This window comes from Pseudomonas sp. KB_15, from assembly GCF_052114525.1.
In the GTDB taxonomy this organism is placed as follows: domain Bacteria; phylum Pseudomonadota; class Gammaproteobacteria; order Pseudomonadales; family Pseudomonadaceae; genus Aquipseudomonas.
This window is the reverse complement of sequence record NZ_JBFREX010000003.1, coordinates 613,473-637,658: the sequence shown is the minus strand read 5'-3', so window position 1 is coordinate 637,658 and position 24,186 is coordinate 613,473. Positions and strand designations below refer to the sequence as shown.

17 protein-coding genes are annotated in these 24,186 nt (G+C 54.0%); 8 read left to right on the top strand and 9 right to left on the bottom strand.

From position 1 onward, the window contains the following. Positions 1-84: 84 nt before the first annotated feature. The 9 genes from hsdR to dnaA all read right to left on the bottom strand — a co-directional run bounded on the left by hsdR (position 85) and on the right by dnaA (position 15,790). Positions 85-2,448, bottom strand: a complete 2,364-nt coding sequence (hsdR, locus tag AB4Z35_RS07125; protein ID WP_442096445.1) for an EcoAI/FtnUII family type I restriction enzme subunit R — start codon at positions 2,446-2,448, stop codon at positions 85-87. A gap of 732 nt (positions 2,449-3,180) precedes the next feature. Then, on the bottom strand, positions 3,181-4,980 hold the full coding sequence (locus AB4Z35_RS07120) for a helix-turn-helix domain-containing protein (RefSeq protein WP_442096444.1): 1,800 nt from the start codon (positions 4,978-4,980) through the stop codon (positions 3,181-3,183). Positions 4,981-5,026: 46 nt separating this feature from the next. Continuing rightward, the gene (locus AB4Z35_RS07115; RefSeq protein WP_442096443.1) at positions 5,027-5,956 is read right to left on the bottom strand and encodes a TniB family NTP-binding protein; all 930 of its coding nucleotides are present in this window, start codon (positions 5,954-5,956) and stop codon (positions 5,027-5,029) included. Between the two features lies 1 nt (position 5,957). Next, positions 5,958-7,919, bottom strand: coding sequence for an integrase (locus AB4Z35_RS07110; protein WP_442096442.1), 1,962 nt, complete (start codon positions 7,917-7,919; stop codon positions 5,958-5,960). Continuing rightward, positions 7,900-8,538 carry a TnsA endonuclease N-terminal domain-containing protein gene (locus AB4Z35_RS07105; protein WP_442096441.1) on the bottom strand — a complete coding sequence of 213 codons (639 nt, stop codon included), beginning with the start codon at positions 8,536-8,538 and terminating at the stop codon, positions 7,900-7,902. The genes AB4Z35_RS07110 and AB4Z35_RS07105 overlap by 20 nt, the downstream gene beginning before the upstream one ends. 1,038 nt (positions 8,539-9,576) lie before the next feature. Next, on the bottom strand, positions 9,577-11,994 hold the full coding sequence (gene gyrB, locus AB4Z35_RS07100; protein ID WP_007985070.1) for a DNA topoisomerase (ATP-hydrolyzing) subunit B: 2,418 nt from the start codon (positions 11,992-11,994) through the stop codon (positions 9,577-9,579). Positions 11,995-11,999: 5 nt separating this feature from the next. Then, positions 12,000-13,103 (bottom strand): DNA replication/repair protein RecF, encoded by a 1,104-nt coding sequence (recF, locus tag AB4Z35_RS07095; protein ID WP_007985068.1) that lies wholly within the window; start codon positions 13,101-13,103, stop codon positions 12,000-12,002. A gap of 20 nt (positions 13,104-13,123) precedes the next feature. Further along, positions 13,124-14,227, bottom strand: coding sequence for a DNA polymerase III subunit beta (gene dnaN / locus AB4Z35_RS07090; protein WP_007969885.1), 1,104 nt, complete (start codon positions 14,225-14,227; stop codon positions 13,124-13,126). A 39-nt stretch (positions 14,228-14,266) separates the two neighbouring features. Beyond that, positions 14,267-15,790 (bottom strand): chromosomal replication initiator protein DnaA, encoded by a 1,524-nt coding sequence (gene dnaA, locus AB4Z35_RS07085; RefSeq protein WP_008002312.1) that lies wholly within the window; start codon positions 15,788-15,790, stop codon positions 14,267-14,269. A 566-nt stretch (positions 15,791-16,356) separates the two neighbouring features. On the opposite strand from dnaA, the gene rpmH reads away from it, so the two are divergent. The 8 genes from rpmH to AB4Z35_RS07045 all read left to right on the top strand — a co-directional run bounded on the left by rpmH (position 16,357) and on the right by AB4Z35_RS07045 (position 24,185). Then, on the top strand, positions 16,357-16,491 hold the full coding sequence (rpmH, locus tag AB4Z35_RS07080; protein ID WP_003213577.1) for a 50S ribosomal protein L34: 135 nt from the start codon (positions 16,357-16,359) through the stop codon (positions 16,489-16,491). 16 nt (positions 16,492-16,507) lie between these two features. After that, the gene (rnpA, locus tag AB4Z35_RS07075) at positions 16,508-16,909 is read left to right on the top strand and encodes a ribonuclease P protein component (RefSeq protein ID WP_015097448.1); all 402 of its coding nucleotides are present in this window, start codon (positions 16,508-16,510) and stop codon (positions 16,907-16,909) included. Continuing rightward, positions 16,902-17,147 (top strand): membrane protein insertion efficiency factor YidD, encoded by a 246-nt coding sequence (gene yidD / locus AB4Z35_RS07070; protein WP_010207715.1) that lies wholly within the window; start codon positions 16,902-16,904, stop codon positions 17,145-17,147. The genes rnpA and yidD overlap by 8 nt, the downstream gene beginning before the upstream one ends. A gap of 2 nt (positions 17,148-17,149) precedes the next feature. Then, positions 17,150-18,829, top strand: coding sequence for a membrane protein insertase YidC (yidC, locus tag AB4Z35_RS07065; protein WP_008002313.1), 1,680 nt, complete (start codon positions 17,150-17,152; stop codon positions 18,827-18,829). A 79-nt stretch (positions 18,830-18,908) separates the two neighbouring features. Further along, positions 18,909-20,279, top strand: a complete 1,371-nt coding sequence (mnmE, locus tag AB4Z35_RS07060; RefSeq protein ID WP_442096440.1) for a tRNA uridine-5-carboxymethylaminomethyl(34) synthesis GTPase MnmE — start codon at positions 18,909-18,911, stop codon at positions 20,277-20,279. 550 nt (positions 20,280-20,829) lie between these two features. Next, positions 20,830-22,728: a tRNA uridine-5-carboxymethylaminomethyl(34) synthesis enzyme MnmG gene (mnmG, locus tag AB4Z35_RS07055; RefSeq protein WP_442096439.1), complete on the top strand. Its 1,899-nt coding sequence runs from the start codon at positions 20,830-20,832 to the stop codon at positions 22,726-22,728. Further along, positions 22,725-23,369, top strand: a complete 645-nt coding sequence (rsmG, locus tag AB4Z35_RS07050) for a 16S rRNA (guanine(527)-N(7))-methyltransferase RsmG (protein WP_007969895.1) — start codon at positions 22,725-22,727, stop codon at positions 23,367-23,369. Before mnmG ends, rsmG begins: the two co-directional genes overlap by 4 nt. A gap of 18 nt (positions 23,370-23,387) precedes the next feature. Continuing rightward, positions 23,388-24,185: a ParA family protein gene (locus tag AB4Z35_RS07045; protein ID WP_008002319.1), complete on the top strand. Its 798-nt coding sequence runs from the start codon at positions 23,388-23,390 to the stop codon at positions 24,183-24,185. The last annotated feature ends 1 nt before the right edge of the window (position 24,186 follow it).

Here is a 24,186-nt window from a genome sequence, read left to right as displayed (position 1 = left end):
ATCTCGCTGGCTTACTACAAAACAGATGGTTCAAGGCACAGGCAGCGTGGTGCTGCCTATGCCGAAAATGCGGGGGCTGGCAGCTTAACTGGCGTAGAGCTCATCTTCCAGTTCATGGATGGCTTTGTTGTAACCGGCCTTGCCGCCAAATGCCTGGACCAGCTCGACGGGTGCACCGATCTGGCTGAAAGGGTCAAGCTGGAGGATCTTGATGTCTTCGATATGCTCGATACCTGTGTCGGCATACTTGTCGAGCAATGCCTCCAGCACTTGACGTGCGGCGCCTGAATACTTGCCGAAGTAGTTACGCTTTTTCACCTGCTCGGCGCGCTCCCTGCGGGAAAGCGCGGGCTGGTCGAAGGCCACATGGCAGACGAGGTCGAATGGGTCGAGGACCTTCCCCTGTTTCTTTTCCACCTCCTCGGCCAGGGCTTCCCACATCACACCCTGGGTGGCCATTTCCTCGATGATAACCTTCTTCTGATCGGCATCGCTCCAGCGACGCAGAAAGTCGTCCAGCGAGGCAAACTGCTTTTGCACGCAGACACGGGTGTAGTCGTGCAGGGATTCAGTGATCAGCCGGCCATCCGGGCCGTAGTACTGCACACGTTCGGCGATGACGTAGATCTGGACGTTGTCGATGATGTATTTGATGCGCTTTTTGTCATCATCACCGGTGAACTCAAGGTCGTCGATTTCTGCCGTGGTGCCAGCGGTGATGCCATCTTCATCCGTCGCCAGGTCATCAGGTGGTACGGGAGACTCTTCACCTTCCGGGGCATAGATCACGACGGGGTCACCATCGAAAGCCGGATCGGCAAACAGTTCGGTGGCCTTCTTGAAGTCCATGATGGTGAACCAGTACTTGCCGAAGTCTTCGTTGATGCGGGTGCCACGCCCGATGATCTGCTTGAACTCGGTCATCGACTTGATGTGCTGGTCGAGCACGATCAGCTTGCAGGTCTGGGCATCAACGCCAGTAGTCATCAACTTGCTAGTGGTGGCAATGACTGGGTAACGCTCTTCTGGGTTGATGAAGTTGTCCAGCTCGGCTTTGCCTTCCTGGTCATCCCCGGTAATGCGCATGACGTACTTGCGGTTCTCCGCAATGCGCTCCGGGTTGAGGTTGACCAGCGCCTGGCGCATGCGCTCGGCGTGGTTGATGTCGTCGCAAAAGATGATGGTTTTCTGGAATGGATCGGTCGCCTTGAGAAACTCGGTAACCTTTTGCGCTACCAGTTGGGTTCGCGCCTCGATGACCAGGGTGCGGTCCATGTCCTTGAGGTTGTAGATGCGGTCTTCGATCAGCTCGCCATTTTTGTCGAGCATGCCCTTGGGCGGCCGCCAGCCTTGTAGATCTTTGTCGAAGTCGATGCGCACCACTTTATAGGGGGCGAGGAAGCCGTCTTCGATGCCCTGCTTGAGGGTGTAGCTGTACACCGGCTCACCGAAGTAGGTGATGCTGGACACCTCTTTGGTTTCCTTCGGCGTGGCGGTGAGGCCGACATGGGTGGCGCTGGAAAAGTAGTCGAGAATCTCGCGCCAGGCGGAATCCTCGGCGGCGCTGCCACGGTGGCATTCGTCGATCACGATCAGGTCGAAGAAGTCGCGCGAGAACTGCTTGTAGATGTTCATTTCTTCTTCAGTGCCCGTCACGGCCTGATAGAGCGACAGGTAAATCTCGTAAGAGGTGTCGATCTGGCGTTTGGCGATCTTGGTCATCGCTTGGCCGAAGGGTTTGAAGTCGTTGTTCTTGGTCTGGTCGACCAGGATGTTGCGGTCGGCCAGGAAGAGAATTCGTTTTTTCTGCTTGGACTTCCACAGCCGCCAGATGATCTGGAAGGCGGTGTAGGTCTTGCCGGTGCCGGTGGCCATCACCAACAGGATGCGTGACTGCCCCTTGGCGACGGCCTCGACGGTACGATTGATCGCATTGGTTTGGTAATAACGCGGCATGCGCCCGGAGCCGTCATCGTAGTAGGGCGACTCGACCTTTTGGCGGGCATCACCGTTCAAACCTTTCCATTGGCAATAGCGCTGCCACAGCTCGTCAGGGGAGGGGAACTGGTCAAGGTTCAGCTCAGTTTCGACCTGTGTACCGGTGCCGGTACGGTCGTGGAATAGAAAGCCATCACCGTTACTGGAGAACACGAACGGTACGTCCAGTGACTCGGCATAACCGAGGGCTTGCTGCATGCCAGAGCCGATATCGTGTTTGTTGTCTTTCGCTTCTATGACAGCGATCGGCAGGTTGGTCTGGTGATAGAGAATAAAGTCGGCACGGCGGGATTCGCCACGGCTATGCAATTTGCCACGGACGATGATGCGTCCCTTGGTAAAGCTGACTTCTTCGCGTACTTGCTTCTGGATATCCCAGCCGGCTAACAGGATCGCAGGCGCGATGAACTTGGTGCAAATGTCCCGCTCGGTAAGCGACTTTTTGTCCATACCCCAATTCCCTTTCAAGCCGGCATGATCGCTCGATCCCAGCAGTGCTGACCTTATTTGATAGGCGTAAATGTACCTTGAATAGCACTGCTTGGGTGAAGTGCAGCTGCTCCCCCTCTCATAGCGCTTTAAGGCGTCAGGTGCTGCGCAGTTAGTGAGATCAAAAGCAGCGCGGTGGTCAGTGGTTGCGAAGTCTTGATATCTACTTATCCACCACTACGGTGGATACATCTGTGGATAAAGCTCTACGCGCATTAAGATGCATGACTGCGATGTGTTGATCAAAAAACAATCAAAATCAGGGCCAATTGCGCAGCTTGACGCCAACGCCGAATTGACCCACCTCCAAATCTACACAAACTCAGCAAAGGCAATGGTTCGCGAGGAACAGACTGGATCAGTGACATCTCGGCAACTGGGTCAATTTGCCGTCGGTGCCAACAGTCAGTGGTTGCGAAGTCTTGAATCTAGTTATCCACCGAAACGGTGGATACCACTGTGGATAACGCTCTATGCGCCTCAAGAAGCATGACTGTATGAGTTGATCAACAAACAATCAAAATGAAGGCCAAGTGTGCAGCCCCTCAGCCGTACAGAATTGTCCCGCCTCGCCGCAAGAAGCCTCATCGAACACGTTGTAAACCTGCTTTTTGCACTGTTAACCACTGCGGTTAACAAGGTAAAAAATAGTTTTCACTCGCACCAGAGTGGCTGATGTTCAGTCGCACAGACTCACCCCTCTCCGAAATTTGAAATTAAGAAATCGTATAGTTTGTCAGTTCGTTTCCAAATGTAGTGCCTACACGGGTGGTTTAAAACATGCGGCCCTGCTGCTGGCCTAAACTTATCTTCCGAAAGACAAGCCACTACCATCTTCGGAGACATGCGAAATTGATCAGCTATTTCACGATTGAATACATACTTTTCACGAAATTGCTTAAGCGCGGATGGCTTGACCATACGCTGCTTGCCAACGACCACATGCGCAAGTAGACCATTGTTAATCATCGCATAAACTACATTGTCTTTAACGCCTAATACGCTAGCAACCTCCCGGGCACTCAGAGATTTCGTTGTATGATGTTTTTTTAGCCATTGACACTTCCAAGAAAAATAGTCACTTGCAATTAATTTATAATCAGCAAATGATGTGTCTTCCGTACCGCCATACAACACCACTTCCCCTCTTATAACAGATTTTATAAAATCTAAAAACTGAGTCTCCTCTCGCAGATGAAAAGTTAGAATCTTACGTATTGTAAGACACTCATCACCATCAGTTGTCATAGCCGACAACGAAAATTTATTGAGAAATTTATCACAGTCTAGAATCCATGGAGCTTGAGATTTAGTATTTGAACGATAGCCAACAAGTAAATCACCGTTAACGAGTGATCTAACTCTACGTTCATTGATCCCCAACTGCTTTGCGGCATCCTTCAAGCTTCGTGACCTGGCAGCATTCTCCACAAAAGCTTTAGCTTCTTCAATATCTACTACAGTGGATATTTTTCCGCAGTCATGACGGAGTGTGCTGGATGAGACAAGCCCCTTTTCCAGAAGTACTTTAATTTTTGAGGGAGCCAATCCTAGAGAGTTAGCAACCGCTTTGATCGGTTTCCAACGATGAGATTGAATGGTCTCAGATGAAAATGTAGTAGCCCTGGGATTGAGCGGTCCTCGCCAGTTTGAAAGTAAGTAATTCTCAAATTCCTCCCGAAGAAAATCGTAGGCATCGCTTTTCAGTTTCTGGAAAGAAATCCGGTATATTTTGCTATAACAGGTCTTTGGGTGCCATTTGTCGTTACCTACACTACCTTGGCAAATATACAAATAGTCGTAAAATGAACCAGGCCAGCCAAAAGCAATTTCCCCCGCGCTGTGGCTGATTTTGGAGAGTTCTGATGACATGAACACGTCATTACACCTTTTCCCCTTAAGATTTGAAACAATGAAACCTAGATTTAGAAACAGCTCATGCAAATTCAAAATCGATAGCTTGCACAAAATAGAATCATTCAGCGGAGGCCTGGAAAGCGCCCGATTTTCCAATAACTTTGAGAACCAAACATCTGAAGTCGAGGCCAGCGAGCAAGTTTGATTTTTACGAATGTCCCGATGACATAAACTGCACCGAAATGTGGTAAATGCCGCAAAACATAACCTCATCCCGCAGTGATGACAGGTATCAACCAATTGCATCGAATGCTCAACACAAAAATTATAAAGCTTAAGCCCCCACACGTACTTCCAATATCGCCCCTCACTTAAACATTTCGGACAATGCTTTGGGCAGTAAGCTGACAGAGGATCAAGGCTGCCTCTGGTTTTGCTTAACGCTTTAATCGAAGAAACCCATACGAAGGGCACATCGTTTTTTCTGTAAAACGACTCCACCTCTTCATCGGTTAACTCCCTGCACTTCTTTATCAGAAAAGAATGAGAAAAACCATTGGCAGTGGCTAAACGGCCTAAGAATCCGACCAGGCTTTCATCATGATGCGGGAGCACTTTTACTGGTAAATTAAGCATATTATCCTCAAAGTGGTCGCTAGAAGAACCTAGCGCCCCACCAACGCTACTTAATTATTTCGTAAGGCTCATCTGGAGCAATCAACGGCTGGTAATTAAACTCAGCATCAAACGGGTTGCGATTCCTTGGGGCCAATTGCCAGACTTCATCTTTGAATGCTGTACCCAATGCGGCAAGATTTACACCATCGAATTGCCCTCTCCTCACCAAACGAACCGCTCTTTCCAATACTTTTACGAGATAGTCCAATATACCAAAGGAAGCGAAATAGAGCCTCTGTATCATGTCATCGGTTACTAAACTCACTGAGTCGACTGCCATCATTTTTTGCAGGGCCTTTATAACTCCAGCAAATTCTGGCCAAAATTCGCTGCCTGGTTCGAATGGCACAAGGGTGTACGATGCAGAAAACCTCCTGCGAAATTGGGAATTAGCTTTTTTTAAGCGTTCTAGGCGTGTCATTCCGATCAACACAACGGATACTTCCGAAGTATTCAACAAGCTCTTTATCCAGTCCCCCGCCTCGAGCATATCGCTATACTTATAGTCCACCAAGTGTTGAGCCTCATCCAAAATAACGAGTTCTACATTCAAGTTTTTCAACAATGTAACCACACGAGAAAATTTTGCCTCGGCTGACTCACTATTGGTATTCGCATAGGGGTCTTTCATAGCTTTCAGTAACGTAGAACCGAGATTCTTTTTCGTAGGTCCAGATGGCATATCCAAATACAGAATAGGTAAGCGTTCCATTTCAATAGCACGTTCGGTATTCACTGAATCAACGTACTTCTTCACTAAAGCACTTTTTCCAACACCACTTGGACCCATGAGGAGAAATCCCTGATTGGTCCCCGTTCGTAGGTTTTCGTTATGGATATCCATTAGCCTTGAAGCGGCTGCCCTCGCTATTGAGGTATTTATGAAAACGTTTCGGAGGGAAGTATCATCAATACCATTCAATGACTCGTTCATTTCACACCCTCCTGTCTAGCCAGGATTTGCGGCTCGTGGTTTCGACGACCAGGTCAGGGATTTCAGATAGATTCGCCCCAATTGGTATAGGCACATTCTCGAGCACCGTGGCAGAGTCGATAGGCGCTACCGGTACACCACTTCGATGACGAGCCAAAGCAGCATTTCGGCGTCGATCAGAAAGCCGCTTGGAGTCTTTAGCACGCTGAATGTCCTGTTGTATTTCCCGCGAAGCGCGGAGGAGGGCATCTACATCGGGATTGAGAACGCCACTCTGACGGAGTTGCTTTTTAGCCTCGTTGTACAAGTCTCGGCTCACACCAACCAGGCGCTTATCTTTACAGGGCACTTGGAAAAATATTTTTCGCAGGTCGTCATACACCCAAACGTGACCCATATCATCACGGTAACGGGCGTCTACAGAAAACGGGTTGTTGTGCTGTAGTTTCATATCCGCGAGCAAATCCGAGTGATAATACTGGCCGCCAACCTCGATACCATAGTGATGTAACTTCGGGTTTTTTCGGCAGGCAAGGATTGCTTCCAGTGCGTCCAGGTCTACAGGCATCTGAAGCACGGCCTTAGCCTCTGCCCCACGCCACACCTGGTCAGGTGTTCTGTCCTCCAACCCCCGATGTGGGCTCTGATGATAGATATCCACAATCCATTTCATTACCAATGCGTCGAGATCTTCGAATGTGAGGCATGCGTTGGCCACTGAGTCGTACTCTCCCTTCTCCTCAATATTCGCAAAAGTGGTCCCGGGCAATCGATGGACGAACCCCCGCGCAGTGGTACCAAAAAATCGCTCCACTGCGCCCTTCATTTGTGGCCCGCGCGACCTGGGGTACAAAACTTCAATTCCCAAATCATCGAAAGCCACCATCAGGTCTCCTGCATGGAACTCCGCCGCATTGTCAGGAACAATCTGACGGGGAAGCCCTTGCGCCGGCCAACTGCAAACCACTTTTGGATAGTTCTGGAGTATTGCTTCCTTGGGACAAATGGCTTTCTCGATCACCGTCAGCACGCTCTCCGTATTGGGAGCTGCAAAATGCAGGAGATAAGCCATCACCATTCGGGAAAAACGGTCCAGAACCACCGTCAAATAAGGCCGACCGATTACTAGACCCGTCTCAGGGTCAATCAGCATTACATCCAAGTGGGTGTGGTCGATTTCCCAGCGATGACATAGTCCAGATACCTGAAGCTGACCAATTGCACGCCGGTGTTTTTGATTGGCCGTATGCTTACCTAATCTGGCGGAGTCGACCAAATATGGGTCTAGCCTTTGTATATATCGATACACCGTCATGCTAGAGGGACAAGATAAATGTTGAGCACTCAACTTTTTCAGATTGTGCTCTTTAATCCTGCCTTTGAATTCTTCAATGACTGTGGTAACCGGCTCCCTAGTATCATCCAAGTAATGCTCGTTAATCACACCCAAGAGCAACTCTTCGAGCTCCCCATATATTAATCGGTGGCGACCTTTTTGCTCATGCAGGGGAACTAGCGCTGTGACAGACTTCCATTTATATCTGCTTAACCAGCGTTTAACAGTATCAACAGAAGGCGCCTTGGCACTGCTTTTAACTTCCTCCCACACAGAGGCGATGACCTCCTTGAGTTCTTCCTTTCCAGGAAGCTTTCCAGAGTAGGCCAGCAGGGCTTCTACGTATGGTCGCCGTCTTAAAGCCTCCTCCTTATGCTCAGGCAGATAAGTGGAGAGGTCTCGTGGCGCATTTTTTTGAAGCGGAATATATCCGAGCTTTGGTTGATCAGGAGTTACACATATTGATCGTTGAACATAGCCCACATAAAAGTCTTTCTCCTTCATTAGAACGGGCTCGCCCAGCTCATCCGCAAAATTAAGCCGCCGATCCACAAGGCGTGATCGAAACACCAGGTACCGATCATTCATTGTTACAGCCAAGCCTGGTTTAAGAGTAAAAATCTGCATGGCGATGCCCTCCCTCAATGTAGATAGGAGATTTAGAACTGAGCGTTTTTTCCAGATCGACACCAATTTTCCCGAGGCCCAAAAGGCGCCAAGCCTGAGCTTCACCCACTACCAAGCACAGTTCCGCGATGGTCTGTGGGCTTTCGATCTTGATCCGTGAGAAAAGGCCCAGCCACTGAGGCGTCGTGAGGCTAGGCCCGCGGCGATGGTAGAGAATCTCCAGCACTGTGGTGCTCCGCGGCTCAGCCCAAATAACTTCATCTGTTACCACTTCGAAGCGACGGTTCGTGACACTGAAATGGGTCGCGGCTGCATCCAAACGAGCGGCTGTGGCGTGATTTTTCGTGTGCGGTGCTGGTTTGATTTCCACCCAAATCCTATTGCCGTCATACAGTTCTACTTCGACATCTGGTACGTACTGAGCAGGCTCGCCTTCGATTTCGAAAGACTCACGAACCGGCTGCACTTCATAGCTGCGCACGTCCGGTGAAAGCTCCAGCAAACGGAAAAATCCACTTTCCAGGATTGATTCAAAGGGTACGGAATGGCCATTCTTGAGGGACGGGAAGTACCCTCTGAAATGCCAAGATCTTCGGGTGACAACCTTGCGTACTGCCATGTCACTTTCCTCTAAGCGATCGAGTTTCCGAGCGGCACGGGGCGTGGCGCTCAACAGGAACGTAGGAGTTTCCTGAAGAGAACACTCCCCCCTCGAGATCACTCGCTACAGTCGAAATGATGGGAAGGGATTGACAGGGCAAGAAAAAAAGAAGAAATTGCGCGTGTTGTGGTCTAAGCAACGACGCGCTGGGTTTGCTCTTTCTGTTGCCTTATCAGCCCTAAGCTGAGGTTTTCTACATTTGGTTTGCTCCTTTTGTAGTGAAAATAGAGATCAGTTACTTAGCGTAAGCGACTTATGATTTTGCTCGAACAAAATCGTTTAAGTGCTTGAATAAAGCGAGCTTCCGGAAACGGAGCTCGCTTTATTTTTAACCGCCCGATTCTAATCCAGTCTATTAAACCGCGCAAACTTTCGCGCGGCAGATTTTCATTCAGAAAACCCTAAACCTAATAGGGAAATCACAGACAAACTTACGTCGAATGATTAACAACTAACACTAATAGGATTAGTCTTACGTGTAGTCGACATAAGTTGTAGATAGTTAGTATCGGCTTTTTGCGCTCAACGAAGTTTTCGCCTCATGAGTTGAGCTGTCGCACAAATGCCCTCACCCATGACTTAGCGGCTTCTATCGCCCAGCTGTAAACCTGCGCCATGCCAGGGCATGCGTAAATTTCTTCAGTAGCCCTCCAGCATTTCCCCAAAACTGAACACCTTCAAACGCCTACCACCACGCGGTCCCACTGAATTGCTTCCGACACATTTATCCAGCCGAAACGCCTATCGGAATTCCCAGCACGATCACGTCATCAGTGATTATCCCAATGAATCTTGGGGAATGAAGGCGAGGCGCCTATACGAGAAATTGTCAGTCTGCATAAACTGCTCAATCCAACGGGCAGGGCTCTTGGGCGAGGAGGGCTCCAGCTAGCTCCTCAAAAAAAGGCCAACCCGCGTGGGTTGGCCTTTTTTCAAGCGCGGCGAAGCAGCATATTGTGATTTTCAGCAGCTTTTTTGTGAACCTACACCACCGGATCAGAAGTCCAGGTTGGACACCGCCAGGGCGTTGCTTTCGATGAAGTCACGGCGAGGCTCGACCGCATCACCCATCAGGGTGTTGAAGATCTGGTCCGCGCCAATGGCGTCTTCGATGGTCACTTTCAGCATGCGGCGCGAGCCCGGGTCCATCGTGGTTTCCCACAGCTGATCCGGGTTCATCTCGCCCAGACCTTTGTATCGCTGGATGGTGTGGCGCTTGGTGCTTTCGGCCATCAACCACTCAAGGGCTTCCTTGAACTCGGTGACCGATTTACGGCGTTCGCCACGCTGGATGTACGCGCCGTCGTCCAGCAAGGTGCTCAGTTGAGCGCCCAGGGAAACCACAGTCTTGTAGTCGTTGCTGCCGAAGAAGTCGCGGTTGAAGGTGACGTAGTTCGACAGGCCGTGGGAGATCAGTTCGACCTCTGGCAGCCAGACGTTTCGCTCACGGTCTTCACGCAGGCTGGCCTTGTAGACCAGACCCGACTTTTCGACGGTGCGCAGACGCACTTCGTACTGGGCCAGCCAATCCTGCATCGCTGCGTGATCGGACAGTTGATCCATGCTGACCGCCGGCAGGTAGATGAAGTGCTCGGTCAGTTCCTGTGGGTACAGGCGCGACAGGCGCTTGAGGGTCTTCATCACCAGACGGAAGTCATTCACCAGACGCTCAAGGGCTTCGCCGGAGATACCCGGTGCTTCCTCGTTCAGGTGCAGGCTCGCATCTTCCAGGGCCGACTGCGTCATGTACTCTTCCATGGCGTCGTCGTCTTTGATGTATTGCTCTTGCTTGCCTTTCTTCACTTTGTACAGCGGCGGCTGAGCGATGTAGATGTAGCCACGCTCGATCAGCTCCGGCAATTGACGGAAGAAGAAGGTCAGCAGCAGGGTACGGATGTGCGAACCGTCGACGTCAGCATCGGTCATGATGATGATGTTGTGATAGCGCAGCTTGTCGATGTTGTACTCTTCGCGACCGATGCCGCAGCCCAGCGCGGTGATCAAGGTGCCCACTTCCTGGGAAGAGATCATCTTGTCGAAGCGTGCCTTCTCGACGTTCAGGATTTTACCCTTGAGGGGCAGAATCGCCTGGGTCTTGCGGTTACGTCCCTGCTTGGCAGAGCCGCCCGCGGAGTCACCTTCCACGAGGTACAGTTCGGACAGGGCAGGGTCCTTTTCCTGGCAGTCGGCCAGTTTGCCCGGCAGGCCGGCGATGTCCAGCGCGCCTTTGCGGCGAGTCATCTCGCGGGCTTTACGCGCCGCTTCACGGGCACGGGCCGCGTCGATCATCTTGCCGACGACCAGTTTGGCTTCGTTCGGGTTTTCCAGCAGGAAGTCGGAGAAGTACTTGCCCATTTCCTGTTCGACCGCGGTCTTCACTTCGGAAGAAACCAGCTTGTCCTTGGTCTGGGAGCTGAACTTCGGATCCGGCACCTTCACCGAAATGATCGCGGTCAGGCCTTCACGAGCATCGTCACCGGTGGTGGCGACCTTGTGCTTCTTCGCCAGACCTTCTGCTTCGATGTAGGTGTTGAGGTTACGCGTCAGTGCGGAACGGAAACCCACCAGGTGAGTACCGCCGTCGCGCTGTGGAATGTTGTTGGTGAAGCACAACAGGTTCTCGTTGAAGCTGTCGTTCCACTGCAGGGCGATTTCCACGCCGATGCCGTCTTCACGCTGGATGTTGAAGTGGAACACCTGGTTGACCGGAGTCTTGTTGGTGTTCAGGTATTCAACGAACGCACGCAGGCCGCCTTCGTACTTGAACAGTTCTTCCTTGCCGCTGCGCTCGTCCTTGAGGACGATGCCGACACCGGAGTTGAGGAAGGACAGTTCGCGAATCCGCTTGGCCAGGATGTCCCAGCTGAAGTGGATGTTCTTGAAGGTTTCGCTGGAAGCCTTGAAGTGAATTTGGGTACCGGTGGTTTCGGAGTCACCGACGATTTTCATCGGCTCTTGCGGAACACCGTGGACGTAAGTCTGTTCCCAGATCTTGCCGCTACGGCGAACGGTCAGGACCAGCTCTTCCGACAGGGCGTTGACTACCGACACACCCACACCGTGCAGACCACCGGAAACCTTGTAGGAGTTGTCGTCGAATTTACCGCCGGCGTGCAGCACGGTCATGATGACCTCGGCTGCCGAAACGCCTTCTTCTTTATGCACGTCTACCGGGATGCCACGGCCGTTGTCGCGAACGGTGATGGACTCATCCGGGTGGATGATGATGCTGATGTCGTCGCAGTAGCCGGCGAGCGCTTCGTCGATCGAGTTGTCGACCACCTCGAACACCATGTGGTGCAGGCCGCTGCCATCGTCGGTATCACCAATATACATACCGGGACGTTTGCGTACGGCATCCAGGCCTTTCAGCACTTTAATGCTCGTTGAGTCGTACGTATTTTCTTCGCTCAATGCCTTCACTCCCGATGGTCGTGGGTCTGGGTGATACGGCCCTGTTCCACGTGGAACAGAGCGACTGGCGTTTCCGTCTGCCAGCCTTCCCTCAATAATTCGTGATCTACACAGGTGATAAATACCTGGCAGCGTAAGTCTTCCAACAAGCGGCAAAGGGCGCGACGGTGGTGCTCGTCCAGCTCGGACGGCAAGTCATCCACCAGATAAATACACTGACCGCGTCGAGCCTGGCTGACCAAGTGCCCTTGGGCAATCCGCAATGCGCAAACCACCAACTTCTGCTGGCCACGGGACAAGATGTCCGCAGCGTTGTGCGCGCCCAGTCTGAGACGCAAATCAGCACGTTGTGGTCCGGCCTGGGTATGCCCCATTTGCTGGTCCCGCTGCAAAGACCCGGCGAGCACAGCACTCAGTTCACGGTCCTTGTCCCAGCCGCGGTAATAGCTGAGCGTCAAGCCTTCAAGCTCAACCAGATCGCTCAAGGTTTGTTCAAAGACTGGTTTCAAGGCTTTGATATAAGCGCGGCGGTATTCATCAATTTCAGCGCTGGCCTGGCACAGTTCCCTGTCCCAAACCGCTTGCGAAACGGCGTCAAGTGTACCATGCCGCAGCCAAGAGTTTCTCTGGCGCAGGGCCTTCTGCAAGCGCTGCCAGGTTGACATGAAGCGCGGTTCCACGTGGAACACACCCCAGTCGAGAAACTGTCGGCGAATCTTCGGCGCACCTTCCAGCAATCGAAAGCTGTCCGGATTGATCAGCTGCAGCGGCAGGATCTCGGCCAGTTGCGCGGCGCTGCGCGCGTTCTGTCCATCGATACGGATCTGAAATTCGCCTTGGCGATCACGGGAAATGCCCAAGGCGCTATGCCCACCCTCCGCCAGCTCAACCTGGCCAAAGACCGTGCACGCCAGTTGTTCGTATTGAATGACCGGCAACAGGCGGGTGCTGCGAAACGAACGGGCAAGCCCCAGCAGATGGATGGCTTCCAGAACACTGGTTTTGCCGCTGCCGTTGGCGCCGTAAAGAATATTGATGCGGGGGGAAGGGGAGAAGGTCACCGGGTGCAGATTGCGCACCGCGGTGACCGAGACGCGACTTAAGGACATCTAGCTTCTGCTGAGCATGATTACAGACGCATCGGCATGACAACGTAGGCCGAGTCGTCGTTATCCGATTCCTGCACCAGCGCACTGCTGTTGGAGTCGGACAGGATCAGACGAACCTGCTCGGTGGTCATCACGCCCAGCACGTCGAGCAGGTAGCTCACGTTGAAGCCGATTTCCAGAGAGCCGCCGTTGTATTCAACGCCCACTTCTTCTTCCGCTTCTTCCTGCTCCGGGTTGTTCGCCTGGATCTTCAACTGACCGCTAGCCAGTTGCAGACGGATACCGCGGTACTTCTCGTTGGACAGAATCGCGGTACGGCTGAACGCTTCGCGCAGAGCCTGACGATCACCCAGAACCAGCTTGTCGCCACCTTTAGGCAGAACACGTTCGTAGTCCGGGAATTTGCCGTCTACCAGTTTCGAGGTGAAGGTGAACTCACCGGTGGTAGCACGGATGTGATGCTGACCCAGCACGATGCTGACATTGCCGTCCGGCTCGGTGAGCAGGCGTGCCAGTTCGAGGATACCTTTGCGCGGCACGATGACCTGATGACGATCCGGCTGACCGATATCGGCCTGCATGGAGCACATGGCCAGACGGTGACCGTCGGTGGCTACGGCGCGGATCACGCCTGCGGACACTTCAAGCAGCATGCCGTTGAGGTAGTAACGCACGTCCTGCTGGGCCATGGCGAAGCTGGTGCGTTCGATCAGACGACGAAGCTTGCTTTGCTCCAGGCTGCAGGTCAGCGAGCCCGGGCCTTCTTCCACGGTAGGGAAGTCGTTGGCCGGCAGTGTAGACAGGGTGAAGCGGCTACGGCCAGCTTTGACCACAAGCTTCTGCTCATCGACCTTGATGTCGATCAGCGCATCGTTTGGCAGGCTTTTGCAGATGTCCATCAGCTTGCGCGCTGGCACGGTGATGGAACCCGGATCCGCCGGCTCTTCGAGTTGAACACGACCAACCAGCTCGACTTCCAGGTCGGTACCGGTCAGCGACAATTGCTGGCCTTCGACAACCAGCAGCACGTTGGAGAGCACCGGCAAGGTCTGGCGGCGTTCGACGACGCCTGCGACCAGTTGCAGGGGTTTCAACAGGGCTTCGCGTTGAATGGTGAAATGCATGGTCTAGTCCCTTGCCTTAATAAGCTGCGCTGGTGTTCATCAAGTGGTCAGTGTACGCAGCAGGTTCTTGTAGTCCTCGCGGATGTCCGCGTCGGATTCCTTAAGTTCGTTGATCTTGCGGCACGCGTGCAAAACCGTCGTATGGTCGCGACCGCCAAACACATCGCCGATTTCCGGCAGGCTGTGGTTGGTCAATTCCTTGGACAACGCCATGGCGACCTGCCGTGGACGAGCGACCGAACGCGAACGGCGTTTGGACAGCAAGTCGGAGATCTTGATCTTGTAGTACTCGGCGACAGTGCGCTGAATGTTATCCACAGAGACCAGTTTATCCTGCAACGCCAACAAGTCCTTCAGGGATTCGCGAATCAGCTCGATGGTGATATCGCGGCCCATGAAGTGCGAGTGGGCGATCACGCGTTTGAGCGCGCCTTCCAGCTCACGGACGTTGGAGCGAATGCGCTGGGCAATGAAGAACGCGGCGTCGTGAGGCAACTCGACTTTGGCCTGATCGGCCTTCTTCATCAGGATCGCCACCCGGGTTTCCAGCTCCGGCGGCTCGACCGCTACGGTCAGGCCCCAGCCAAAGCGGGATTTGAGGCGTTCTTCAAGGCCTTCGATTTCTTTCGGGTAGCGGTCACTGGTGAGAATGACCTGCTGGCCACCTTCGAGCAGGGCGTTGAAGGTGTGGAAAAACTCTTCCTGGGAACGCTCTTTGCGGGCGAAGAACTGAATGTCATCGATCAGCAACGCATCTACCGAACGGTAGAAGCGCTTGAACTCGTTGATCGCGTTCAGTTGCAGGGCCTTGACCATGTCCGCCACGAAACGCTCGGAATGCAGGTACACCACCTTGGCATTCGGGTTCTTCTTTAATAGATGGTTACCCACAGCATGCATCAAGTGGGTTTTACCCAGGCCAACACCACCATAAAGGAAGAGCGGGTTGTAACCGTGCTTGGGGTTGTCCGCCACCTGCCAGGCGGCGGCGCGCGCCAACTGGTTGGATTTACCTTCAACGAAGTTCTCGAAGGTAAAGGTACGGTTCAGATAACTGGTGTGCTTGAGCGCACCTTCGACCTGCACGGTACGTTGCTCGGCGCGCACAGGAGCCTGTTGAGAACTGGCGCCGGCCATTGGATCGAAGCTGTCACGGGAAGGTTCTTCCTCGGTGACCTCTGTCACTTTTTGCGTGGCACGTTTGGTCGAAGCGGCGGCTGGTGCTGACGGCGGCGGGCTGGCGGGCGCTTGAGCAGCCTGCGCCTGGGAAGCCGCGGCAGCCAGGGGAGCATTTGGCGCAGCCCGGGGTGCCGAACTGCGTTTGCTGCCTATTAATAAGGAAAGCGCAGGCGCCATGCCATTCCCGTGCTCATCGAGCAGCTCGAGAACACGCCCCAGGTATTTTTCGTTGACCCAGTCCAGAACAAAACGATTGGGCGCATAGACACGCAACTCGTCGCCTTCGGCTTCGACCTGTAGTGGACGGATCCAAGTGTTGAATTGTTGGGCAGGCAGCTCATCGCGCAAAAGCTCCACGCACTGCTGCCAAAGTTCCACTGACACGGATATCCCCTAAGTTGAAAGCCGGTGAGGCAAAAACAAGCGGCCATTGTAGCGACCAGACGCCGACTTATCCACACGAAGGTGGTTCATCGACCAAGAAGAATCGTCGTTTTATACGCAAACAAGGCGACCAGTGGTCTGTGCATAAGCTCTGTGGATAACCTGGCTTAAGGTCATTGCACAAGTGGGGGCGAAACCCGGTGGATAACCAGCCTGTGGATAAACCGACCTTCCACACACAGGTTATCCGACAGCGCAGCACAGGCTGAACACTGTTTTCCACTGTAGTTGTCATTCTCTGTACATCAGGTAAAACAAGGGCCCGATCGAGTTATCCACAGAAGGTGGCGAGCCTAGCTTTTATAAGCTTTACAGAAAAGCTTTAAATACTTTCCTTTCTTATTTCTATATTTACCGGCGGTTCGTACAGCGCAAAACGTCTGGAGATCTATTTATAAGGAAACGCTGGTTGGAAATTGACCTGAAGGCTTGCTTTCTCTAGAATCCCCGGTCTCTTAAAACGGGGGCCATTCCGGCCCGTTGTGGACGAACCAGGTAACACGACAATGAAACGTACTTTCCAACCAAGCACTATCAAACGCGCTCGTACCCACGGTTTCCGTGCTCGCATGGCTACCAAGAACGGTCGTGCCGTACTGTCGCGTCGTCGCGCCAAAGGTCGTGCGCGTCTGGCAGTTTGATAAGCCGGCACTGGAGGTGAGTCAGGACTTCAGTCGGGAAAAGCGTCTGCTTACTCCCCGGCATTTCAAGGCAGTCTTTGACTCCCCTACCGGCAAGGTTCCGGGGAAAAATCTCCTGCTCCTTGCGCGCAACAACGATCTTGATCACCCCCGTCTCGGGTTGGTTATCGGGAAAAAGAGCGTAAAGCTCTCCGTCGAGCGCAATCGCCTCAAACGTCTGATGCGCGAATCGTTTCGCCTGAACCAGGATTCGCTGGTCGGTTGGGACATCGTTATCGTCGCGCGCAAAGGTTTGGGTGATGTAGAAAACCCCGAATTGATTCAGCATTTCGGCAAACTCTGGAAACGCCTGGCTCGCAGTTCGCCGGTACCAGCAGTCAAAACCGAAACTGTAGGGGTAGACAGTCCAGATGCGTAAACTGGCACTCGTTCCGATCCAGTTTTATCGCTATGCCATTAGTCCCCTGATGGCCAGTCACTGTCGTTTCTACCCCAGTTGTTCCTGCTACGCGTTAGAAGCCATCGAAAATCATGGCCTTCTTCGCGGTGGCTGGCTGACCTTTCGTCGTTTAGGTCGCTGTCATCCGTGGAATCCCGGTGGTTATGACCCGGTTCCACCTATCCCTACCTCCCGTTCTTCTTCGATGGCCGAGTAATCATGGATATCAAACGCACGATCCTGATCGTCGCCCTGGCAATCGTGTCCTACGTTATGGTTCTTAAATGGAACCAGGACTATGGTCAGGCTGCCCTGCCGACTCAGAATGTTGCCACCAATACGACTGCATCGGGCCTGCCGGATACGGCATCTGGCTCCAACGCTTCTGCCAGTGACGACATTCCACGTGCTGCAAGCGACACCAGCGCACCTGCCGAAACTCCGGTGGCTGTGAGCAAGGACCTCATCCAGATCAAAACGGATGTACTGGACCTGGCTGTCGACCCACAAGGTGGCGATGTTGCCCAGCTGACCCTGCCGCTGTATCCGCGTCGTCAGGATCACCCGGAAATTCCGTTCCAGCTGTTCGATAACGGCGGCGAACGTACTTATCTGGCGCAAAGCGGTCTGATCGGTAGCAACGGTCCGGATGCAAATCCTGCCGGTCGTCCGGTTTATTCCTCGGAGAAGAAGGTCTATCAGCTGGCTGACGGTCAAGACCAATTGGTCGTGGACCTGAAGTTCAGCAAGGACGGCGTCAACTACATCAAGCGTTTCACCCTGAAACGCGGCCTGTATGACGTAACCGTTTCCTACCTGATCGACAACCAGAGCGCTCAGCCCTGGACGGGTGCGATGTTCGCGCAATTGAAGCGTGACGCCAGCGCCGATCCTTCGTCGACCACGGCTACCGGCACTGCGACTTACCTGGGCGCTGCCCTGTGGACAAGTTCCGAGCCGTACAAGAAAGTGTCCATGAAGGACATGGACAAGGCGCCGTTGAAGGAAACCGTCACTGGCGGTTGGGTTGCCTGGTTGCAGCACTACTTCGTGACCGCATGGATTCCGGCCAAGGGCGAAAACAACGTCGTCCAGACCCGTAAAGACAGCAAGGGCAACTACATCATCGGCTACACCGGCCCATCGATGAGTGTAGCGCCGGGTGCCAAGGCTGAAACCAGCGCTGTTCTGTACGCCGGTCCGAAAAGTCAGGCCGTGCTGAAAGAGTTGTCCCCAGGTCTGGAATTGACCGTCGACTACGGCATTCTGTGGTTCATCGCCCAACCAATCTTCTGGTTGCTGCAACACATCCACGCCATTGTGGGTAACTGGGGCTGGTCGATCATCTTCCTGACCATGCTGATCAAAGGGATCTTCTTCCCGTTGTCGGCTGCCAGCTACAAATCCATGGCGCGCATGCGTGCAGTGGCTCCGAAACTGGCCGCGCTGAAAGAGCAACATGGCGATGACCGGCAGAAAATGTCGCAAGCCATGATGGAGCTGTACAAGAAAGAGAAGATCAATCCGCTGGGTGGTTGCTTGCCAATCCTCGTGCAGATGCCGGTTTTCCTCTCACTGTACTGGGTTCTGCTGGAAAGCGTTGAAATGCGCCAGGCGCCGTTCATGCTGTGGATTACTGACCTTTCGATCAAGGATCCGTTCTTCATTCTGCCGATCATCATGGGTGCAACCATGTTCATCCAGCAGCAGCTGAACCCGACTCCTCCGGATCCGATGCAGGCCAAGGTGATGAAGCTGATGCCGATCATCTTCACCTTCTTCTTCCTGTGGTTCCCGGCAGGTCTGGTGCTGTACTGGGTAGTGAACAACTGCCTGTCGATCGCCCAACAGTGGTACATCACTCGTAAGATCGAAGCGGCTACCAAAGCAGCTGCCTGATTTACACTGTGGATAACCACTCAAAACGCCCCCTAGTGGGGCGTTTTGCTATCTGTCACTTTTGTCTGGATACCGGTTTATGAGCGTTCCTCGTGAAACCATCGCCGCCGTCGCCACCGCTCAAGGTCGCGGTGGTGTAGGCATCGTGCGTATTTCCGGGCCGTTGGCCAGCATTGCGGCCAAGGCCTTCAGTGGTCGCGAGCTCAAGCCGCGATTTGCTCACTACGGTCCATTTTTCGGTGAAAACGACGAGGTGCTGGACCAGGGCATTGCCTTGTATTTCCCTGGCCCGAACTCGTTCACTGGCGAAGATGTGCTGGAGTTGCAAGGCCATGGCGGTCCGATCGTTCTGGATATGTTGCTCAAGCGCTGCCTGGAACTGGGTTGCCGGCTCGCCCGACCGGGGGAATTCAGTGAGCGCGCCTTCCTGAACGACAAACTGGACCTCGCCCAGGCCGAAGCCATTGCCGACCTGATTGAAGCCAGTTCTGCCCAGGCTGCGCGAAACGCGTTGCGCTCCCTGCAGGGGGCTTTCTCGTCACGTGTGCATAACCTCACCGAGCAACTGATCGGCCTGCGAATCTATGTCGAAGCGGCCATCGATTTTCCGGAGGAGGAAATTGACTTCCTCGCCGATGGCCACGTCCTGAGCATGCTCGACAAGGTGCGCGACGAGTTATCCACCGTCATGCGCGAAGCCGGGCAGGGCGCCTTGCTGCGTGACGGCATGACCGTAGTCATTGCCGGTCGTCCGAATGCCGGTAAATCCAGCCTGCTCAATGCCCTGGCCGGGCGTGAAGCGGCGATCGTGACCGAAATTGCCGGCACCACCCGCGATGTGCTTCGTGAACATATCCACATCGATGGCATGCCGTTGCACGTAGTAGATACCGCCGGTCTGCGCGATACCGATGATCATGTGGAAAAAATCGGCGTCGAGCGTGCCTTGAAAGCCATCGGCGAAGCGGATCGGGTTCTGCTGGTGGTCGATGCCACGGCACCGGAAGCCCTCGATCCATTCGCACTCTGGCCGGAGTTTCTGGAAATCCGTCCCGATCCCGCGAAAGTCACCCTGATCCGCAACAAGGCCGACCTCACGGGCGAAGCCATTGCCCTGGAAGTCAGTCAAGACGGTCACGTCACCATCAGCCTGAGTGCCAAGTCTGGTGGTGCGGGCCTGGATTTGCTGCGTGATCACCTCAAGGCCTGCATGGGCTATGAACAAACGTCCGAAAGCAGCTTCAGCGCTCGCCGGCGACACCTTGAGGCGCTACGTCATGCCAGTGCTGCCCTCGAGCATGGTCGTGCCCAATTGACCCTGGCCGGTGCGGGCGAGTTGTTGGCCGAGGATTTGCGCCAGGCTCAGCAATCGCTGGGAGAAATTACCGGCGCGTTCAGCTCCGATGATCTGTTGGGGCGAATTTTTTCCAGTTTCTGTATCGGTAAATAGCCCTCCTGTTGTTCACAGACAGGCCATTCGTGCCTGTCTGCTCTCTCCTTTTCAGAATAACCCCTCCAGTGCCGAGCTGACTTTGTCTGCTTGAGCGGAATTCCTGTACCTGAATTTCGAGCAAACGGCAGTTTTCTGTGGATTAAGCCCTGTGAATAACCGCCGCTAAGGTCAGTTGATAACAGGGCTCGAAAACTGAACATAACCACCTCTGTGGATAACCACCCCTTTAATCCACAGGCTTACACCGGTTATCCAATGGCCTCATTGGCACATGAACACAGGGTTTTGAATCTCTGTACACATTGAAAACAAAGGCCTGTATCAATCTATCCACAGAAAGGCAGGTGCATAGAAATAAACATAAAAACAAAGATTTAATAAATTTCTCTCTTTTTAATTTCTATAACTCCGTCTTTTCCACAGCTGGTTAATTTTTGTGCAAAGGGTTCTTTAGGAAGGGCGAAGTCCCTATACTTGTCGACCAGGTCCAAAAACCTGAGCTCAAACTATTCCTGAATTACCTACTTAAGCAGGCACGAGGTGCGTGGTGGATTTCCCTTCCCGTTTTGAAGTGATCGTCATCGGCGGCGGTCATGCCGGTACCGAGGCAGCACTGGCCTCAGCACGTATGGGGGTCAAAACCCTGTTGCTGACGCATAACGTGGAAACCCTCGGTGCCATGAGTTGCAACCCGGCCATCGGCGGGATCGGCAAAAGCCATCTGGTCAAGGAAATCGACGCCTTAGGCGGCGCGATGGCCATGGCTACCGATAAAGGCGGCATCCAGTTTCGCGTGTTGAACAGCCGTAAAGGCCCGGCCGTACGCGCTACTCGCGCACAGGCAGACCGGGTTCTGTACAAGGCCGCTGTCCGCGAAATCCTGGAAAACCAGCCGAACCTGTGGATATTTCAACAAGCTGCTGACGATCTGATCGTCGAACAGGAACAAGTCCGTGGTGTTGTCACGCAAATGGGCCTGCGTTTCTTCGCCGACTCCGTGGTGTTGACCACCGGTACGTTCCTCGGTGGACTTATCCACATCGGTTTGCAGAATTTCTCCGGTGGTCGCGCCGGTGATCCGCCATCGATCGCGCTGGCTCACCGTCTACGTGAACTGCCACTGCGTGTCGGTCGTTTGAAAACCGGTACTCCGCCGCGTATCGACGGCCGGTCTGTGGATTTCTCGGTGATGTCCGAGCAACCGGGTGATACGCCGATCCCGGTGATGTCGTTCATGGGCAACAAGGAACAGCATCCACAGCAAGTCAGCTGCTGGATTACCCACACCAATGCCCGCACCCACGAAATCATTGCTGCGAACCTCGACCGTTCGCCGATGTATTCCGATGCAGGCGAGATCGAAGGCATCGGTCCACGTTATTGCCCGTCGATCGAAGACAAGATCCATCGCTTTGCCGATAAGGAAAGCCATCAGGTGTTCATCGAACCGGAAGGTTTGACGACGAACGAGCTGTATCCGAACGGGATATCCACAAGCTTGCCGTTCGACGTGCAATTGCAGATCGTGCAATCGATCCGCGGCATGGAAAACGCGCACATCGTGCGTCCGGGCTACGCGATCGAGTACGACTACTTCGATCCACGCGATTTGAAATACAGCCTGGAAACCAAAGTCATCGGCGGCCTGTTTTTCGCCGGGCAAATCAACGGCACCACCGGTTACGAAGAAGCCGGCGCCCAGGGTTTGCTGGCCGGGACCAACGCCGCACTGCGTGCGCAAGGCAAAGATGCCTGGTGCCCGCGTCGCGACGAGGCCTACATTGGCGTGTTGGTCGACGACCTGATTACCCTCGGCACCCAAGAGCCGTACCGGATGTTCACGTCCCGTGCCGAATACCGTCTGATCCTGCGCGAAGACAACGCCGACCTGCGCTTGACCGAAAAAGGTCGCGAATTGGGCCTGGTGGATGACGTGCGTTGGGCCGCTTTCTGCAAAAAACGCGAAAGCATCGAACTGGAAGAGCAGCGCCTGAAAAGCACCTGGGTACGTCCGGGCACCGAACAAGGCGATGCGATTGCCGAAAAGTTCGGCACGCCGCTGACCCACGAATACAACCTGCTGAATCTCTTGAGTCGTCCGGAAATCGACTACGCTGGTCTGATTGCCGTGACCGGTGGGGGCGCAGAAGATCCACAAGTCGCCGAACAGGTCGAAATCAAGACCAAGTACGCCGGCTACATCGATCGTCAACAGGATGAAATCGCACGCCTGCGCGCCAGCGAAGACACCAAACTGCCTGTGGATATCGATTACACGAACATTTCCGGTCTCTCCAAAGAGATCCAGAGCAAGCTCGGTGCGACCCGTCCAGAGACATTGGGCCAGGCGTCGCGTATCCCGGGCGTTACGCCTGCAGCGATTTCGCTGTTGATGATTCATTTGAAAAAACGCGGCGCGGGCCGTCAGTTGGAGCAAAGCGCTTGAGTTCGTTGGTCACTTCGCAACACGCAGAAGAGTTATCCACAGGTGCCCGCCAACTCGGTGTCACGCTGACAGAAACCCAGCACGCACAACTGCTGGGTTACCTGGCCCTGTTGATCAAGTGGAACAAGGCTTACAACCTCACCGCCGTGCGTGATCCGGACGAAATGGTTTCCCGTCACTTGCTCGATAGTCTGAGTGTGATGTCGTTCATCGAAAACGGTCGCTGGCTCGACGTCGGCAGCGGCGGCGGCATGCCCGGCATTCCGCTGGCCATCCTGTTTCCCGAGTCCCAGGTGACTTGCCTGGACAGCAACGGCAAGAAAACCCGCTTCCTGACCCAGGTCAAACTCGAACTCAAACTGGATAACCTGCAAGTTATCCACAGTCGCGTCGAAGCGTTCCAGCCTGCCCAGCCGTTCAACGGGATCATTTCCCGGGCGTTCAGCAGCATGGAAAACTTCAGCAACTGGACTCGCCACCTCGGCGATAGCGAAACACGCTGGCTGGCAATGAAGGGCGTTCATCCGGCCGATGAGCTGGTAGCATTGCCGGCAGACTTCCACCTCGATAGCGAACACGCCCTGGCCGTACCTGGTTGCCAAGGCCAACGCCATCTGCTGATACTGCGCCGCACGGCATGATTGGGAACACAAGCAAGAATGGCTAAGGTATTCGCGATAGCGAACCAAAAGGGTGGCGTGGGCAAAACCACCACCTGCATCAACCTCGCAGCATCCCTGGTCGCGACCAAGCGCCGGGTGCTGTTGATCGACCTCGATCCACAGGGCAACGCCACCATGGGTAGCGGTGTGGATAAACATGGCCTGGAAAACTCGGTCTACGACCTGCTGATCGGCGAATGTGACCTGGCCCAGGCCATGCATTTCTCCGAACACGGTGGTTACCAATTGTTGCCGGCCAACCGCGACCTCACCGCGGCCGAAGTGGTGCTGCTGGAAATGCAGATGAAGGAAAGCCGTCTGCGCAGTGCGCTGGCGCCGATCCGGGAAAACTACGACTACATCCTGATTGACTGCCCGCCGTCGCTGTCGATGCTGACATTGAATGCACTGGTTGCCGCCGACGGGGTAATTATCCCCATGCAATGCGAGTACTTCGCTCTTGAAGGCTTGAGCGACCTTGTGGATAACATCAAGCGCATCGCCGAACTGCTGAATCCGAACCTCAAGGTCGAAGGCCTGCTGCGTACGATGTACGACCCGCGCCTGAGCCTGATGAACGATGTCTCGGCGCAGCTCAAGGAGCACTTCGGCGAGCAGCTCTACGACACCGTCATTCCGCGCAACATCCGTCTGGCCGAAGCGCCAAGCTACGGCATGCCGGCGCTGGCGTACGACAAATCATCGCGGGGCGCCGTTGCCTATCTGGCATTGGCGGGCGAAATGGTTCGTCGTCAACGCAAAAACTCACGCATCGCCGCTGCTCAGGCAACTTAAG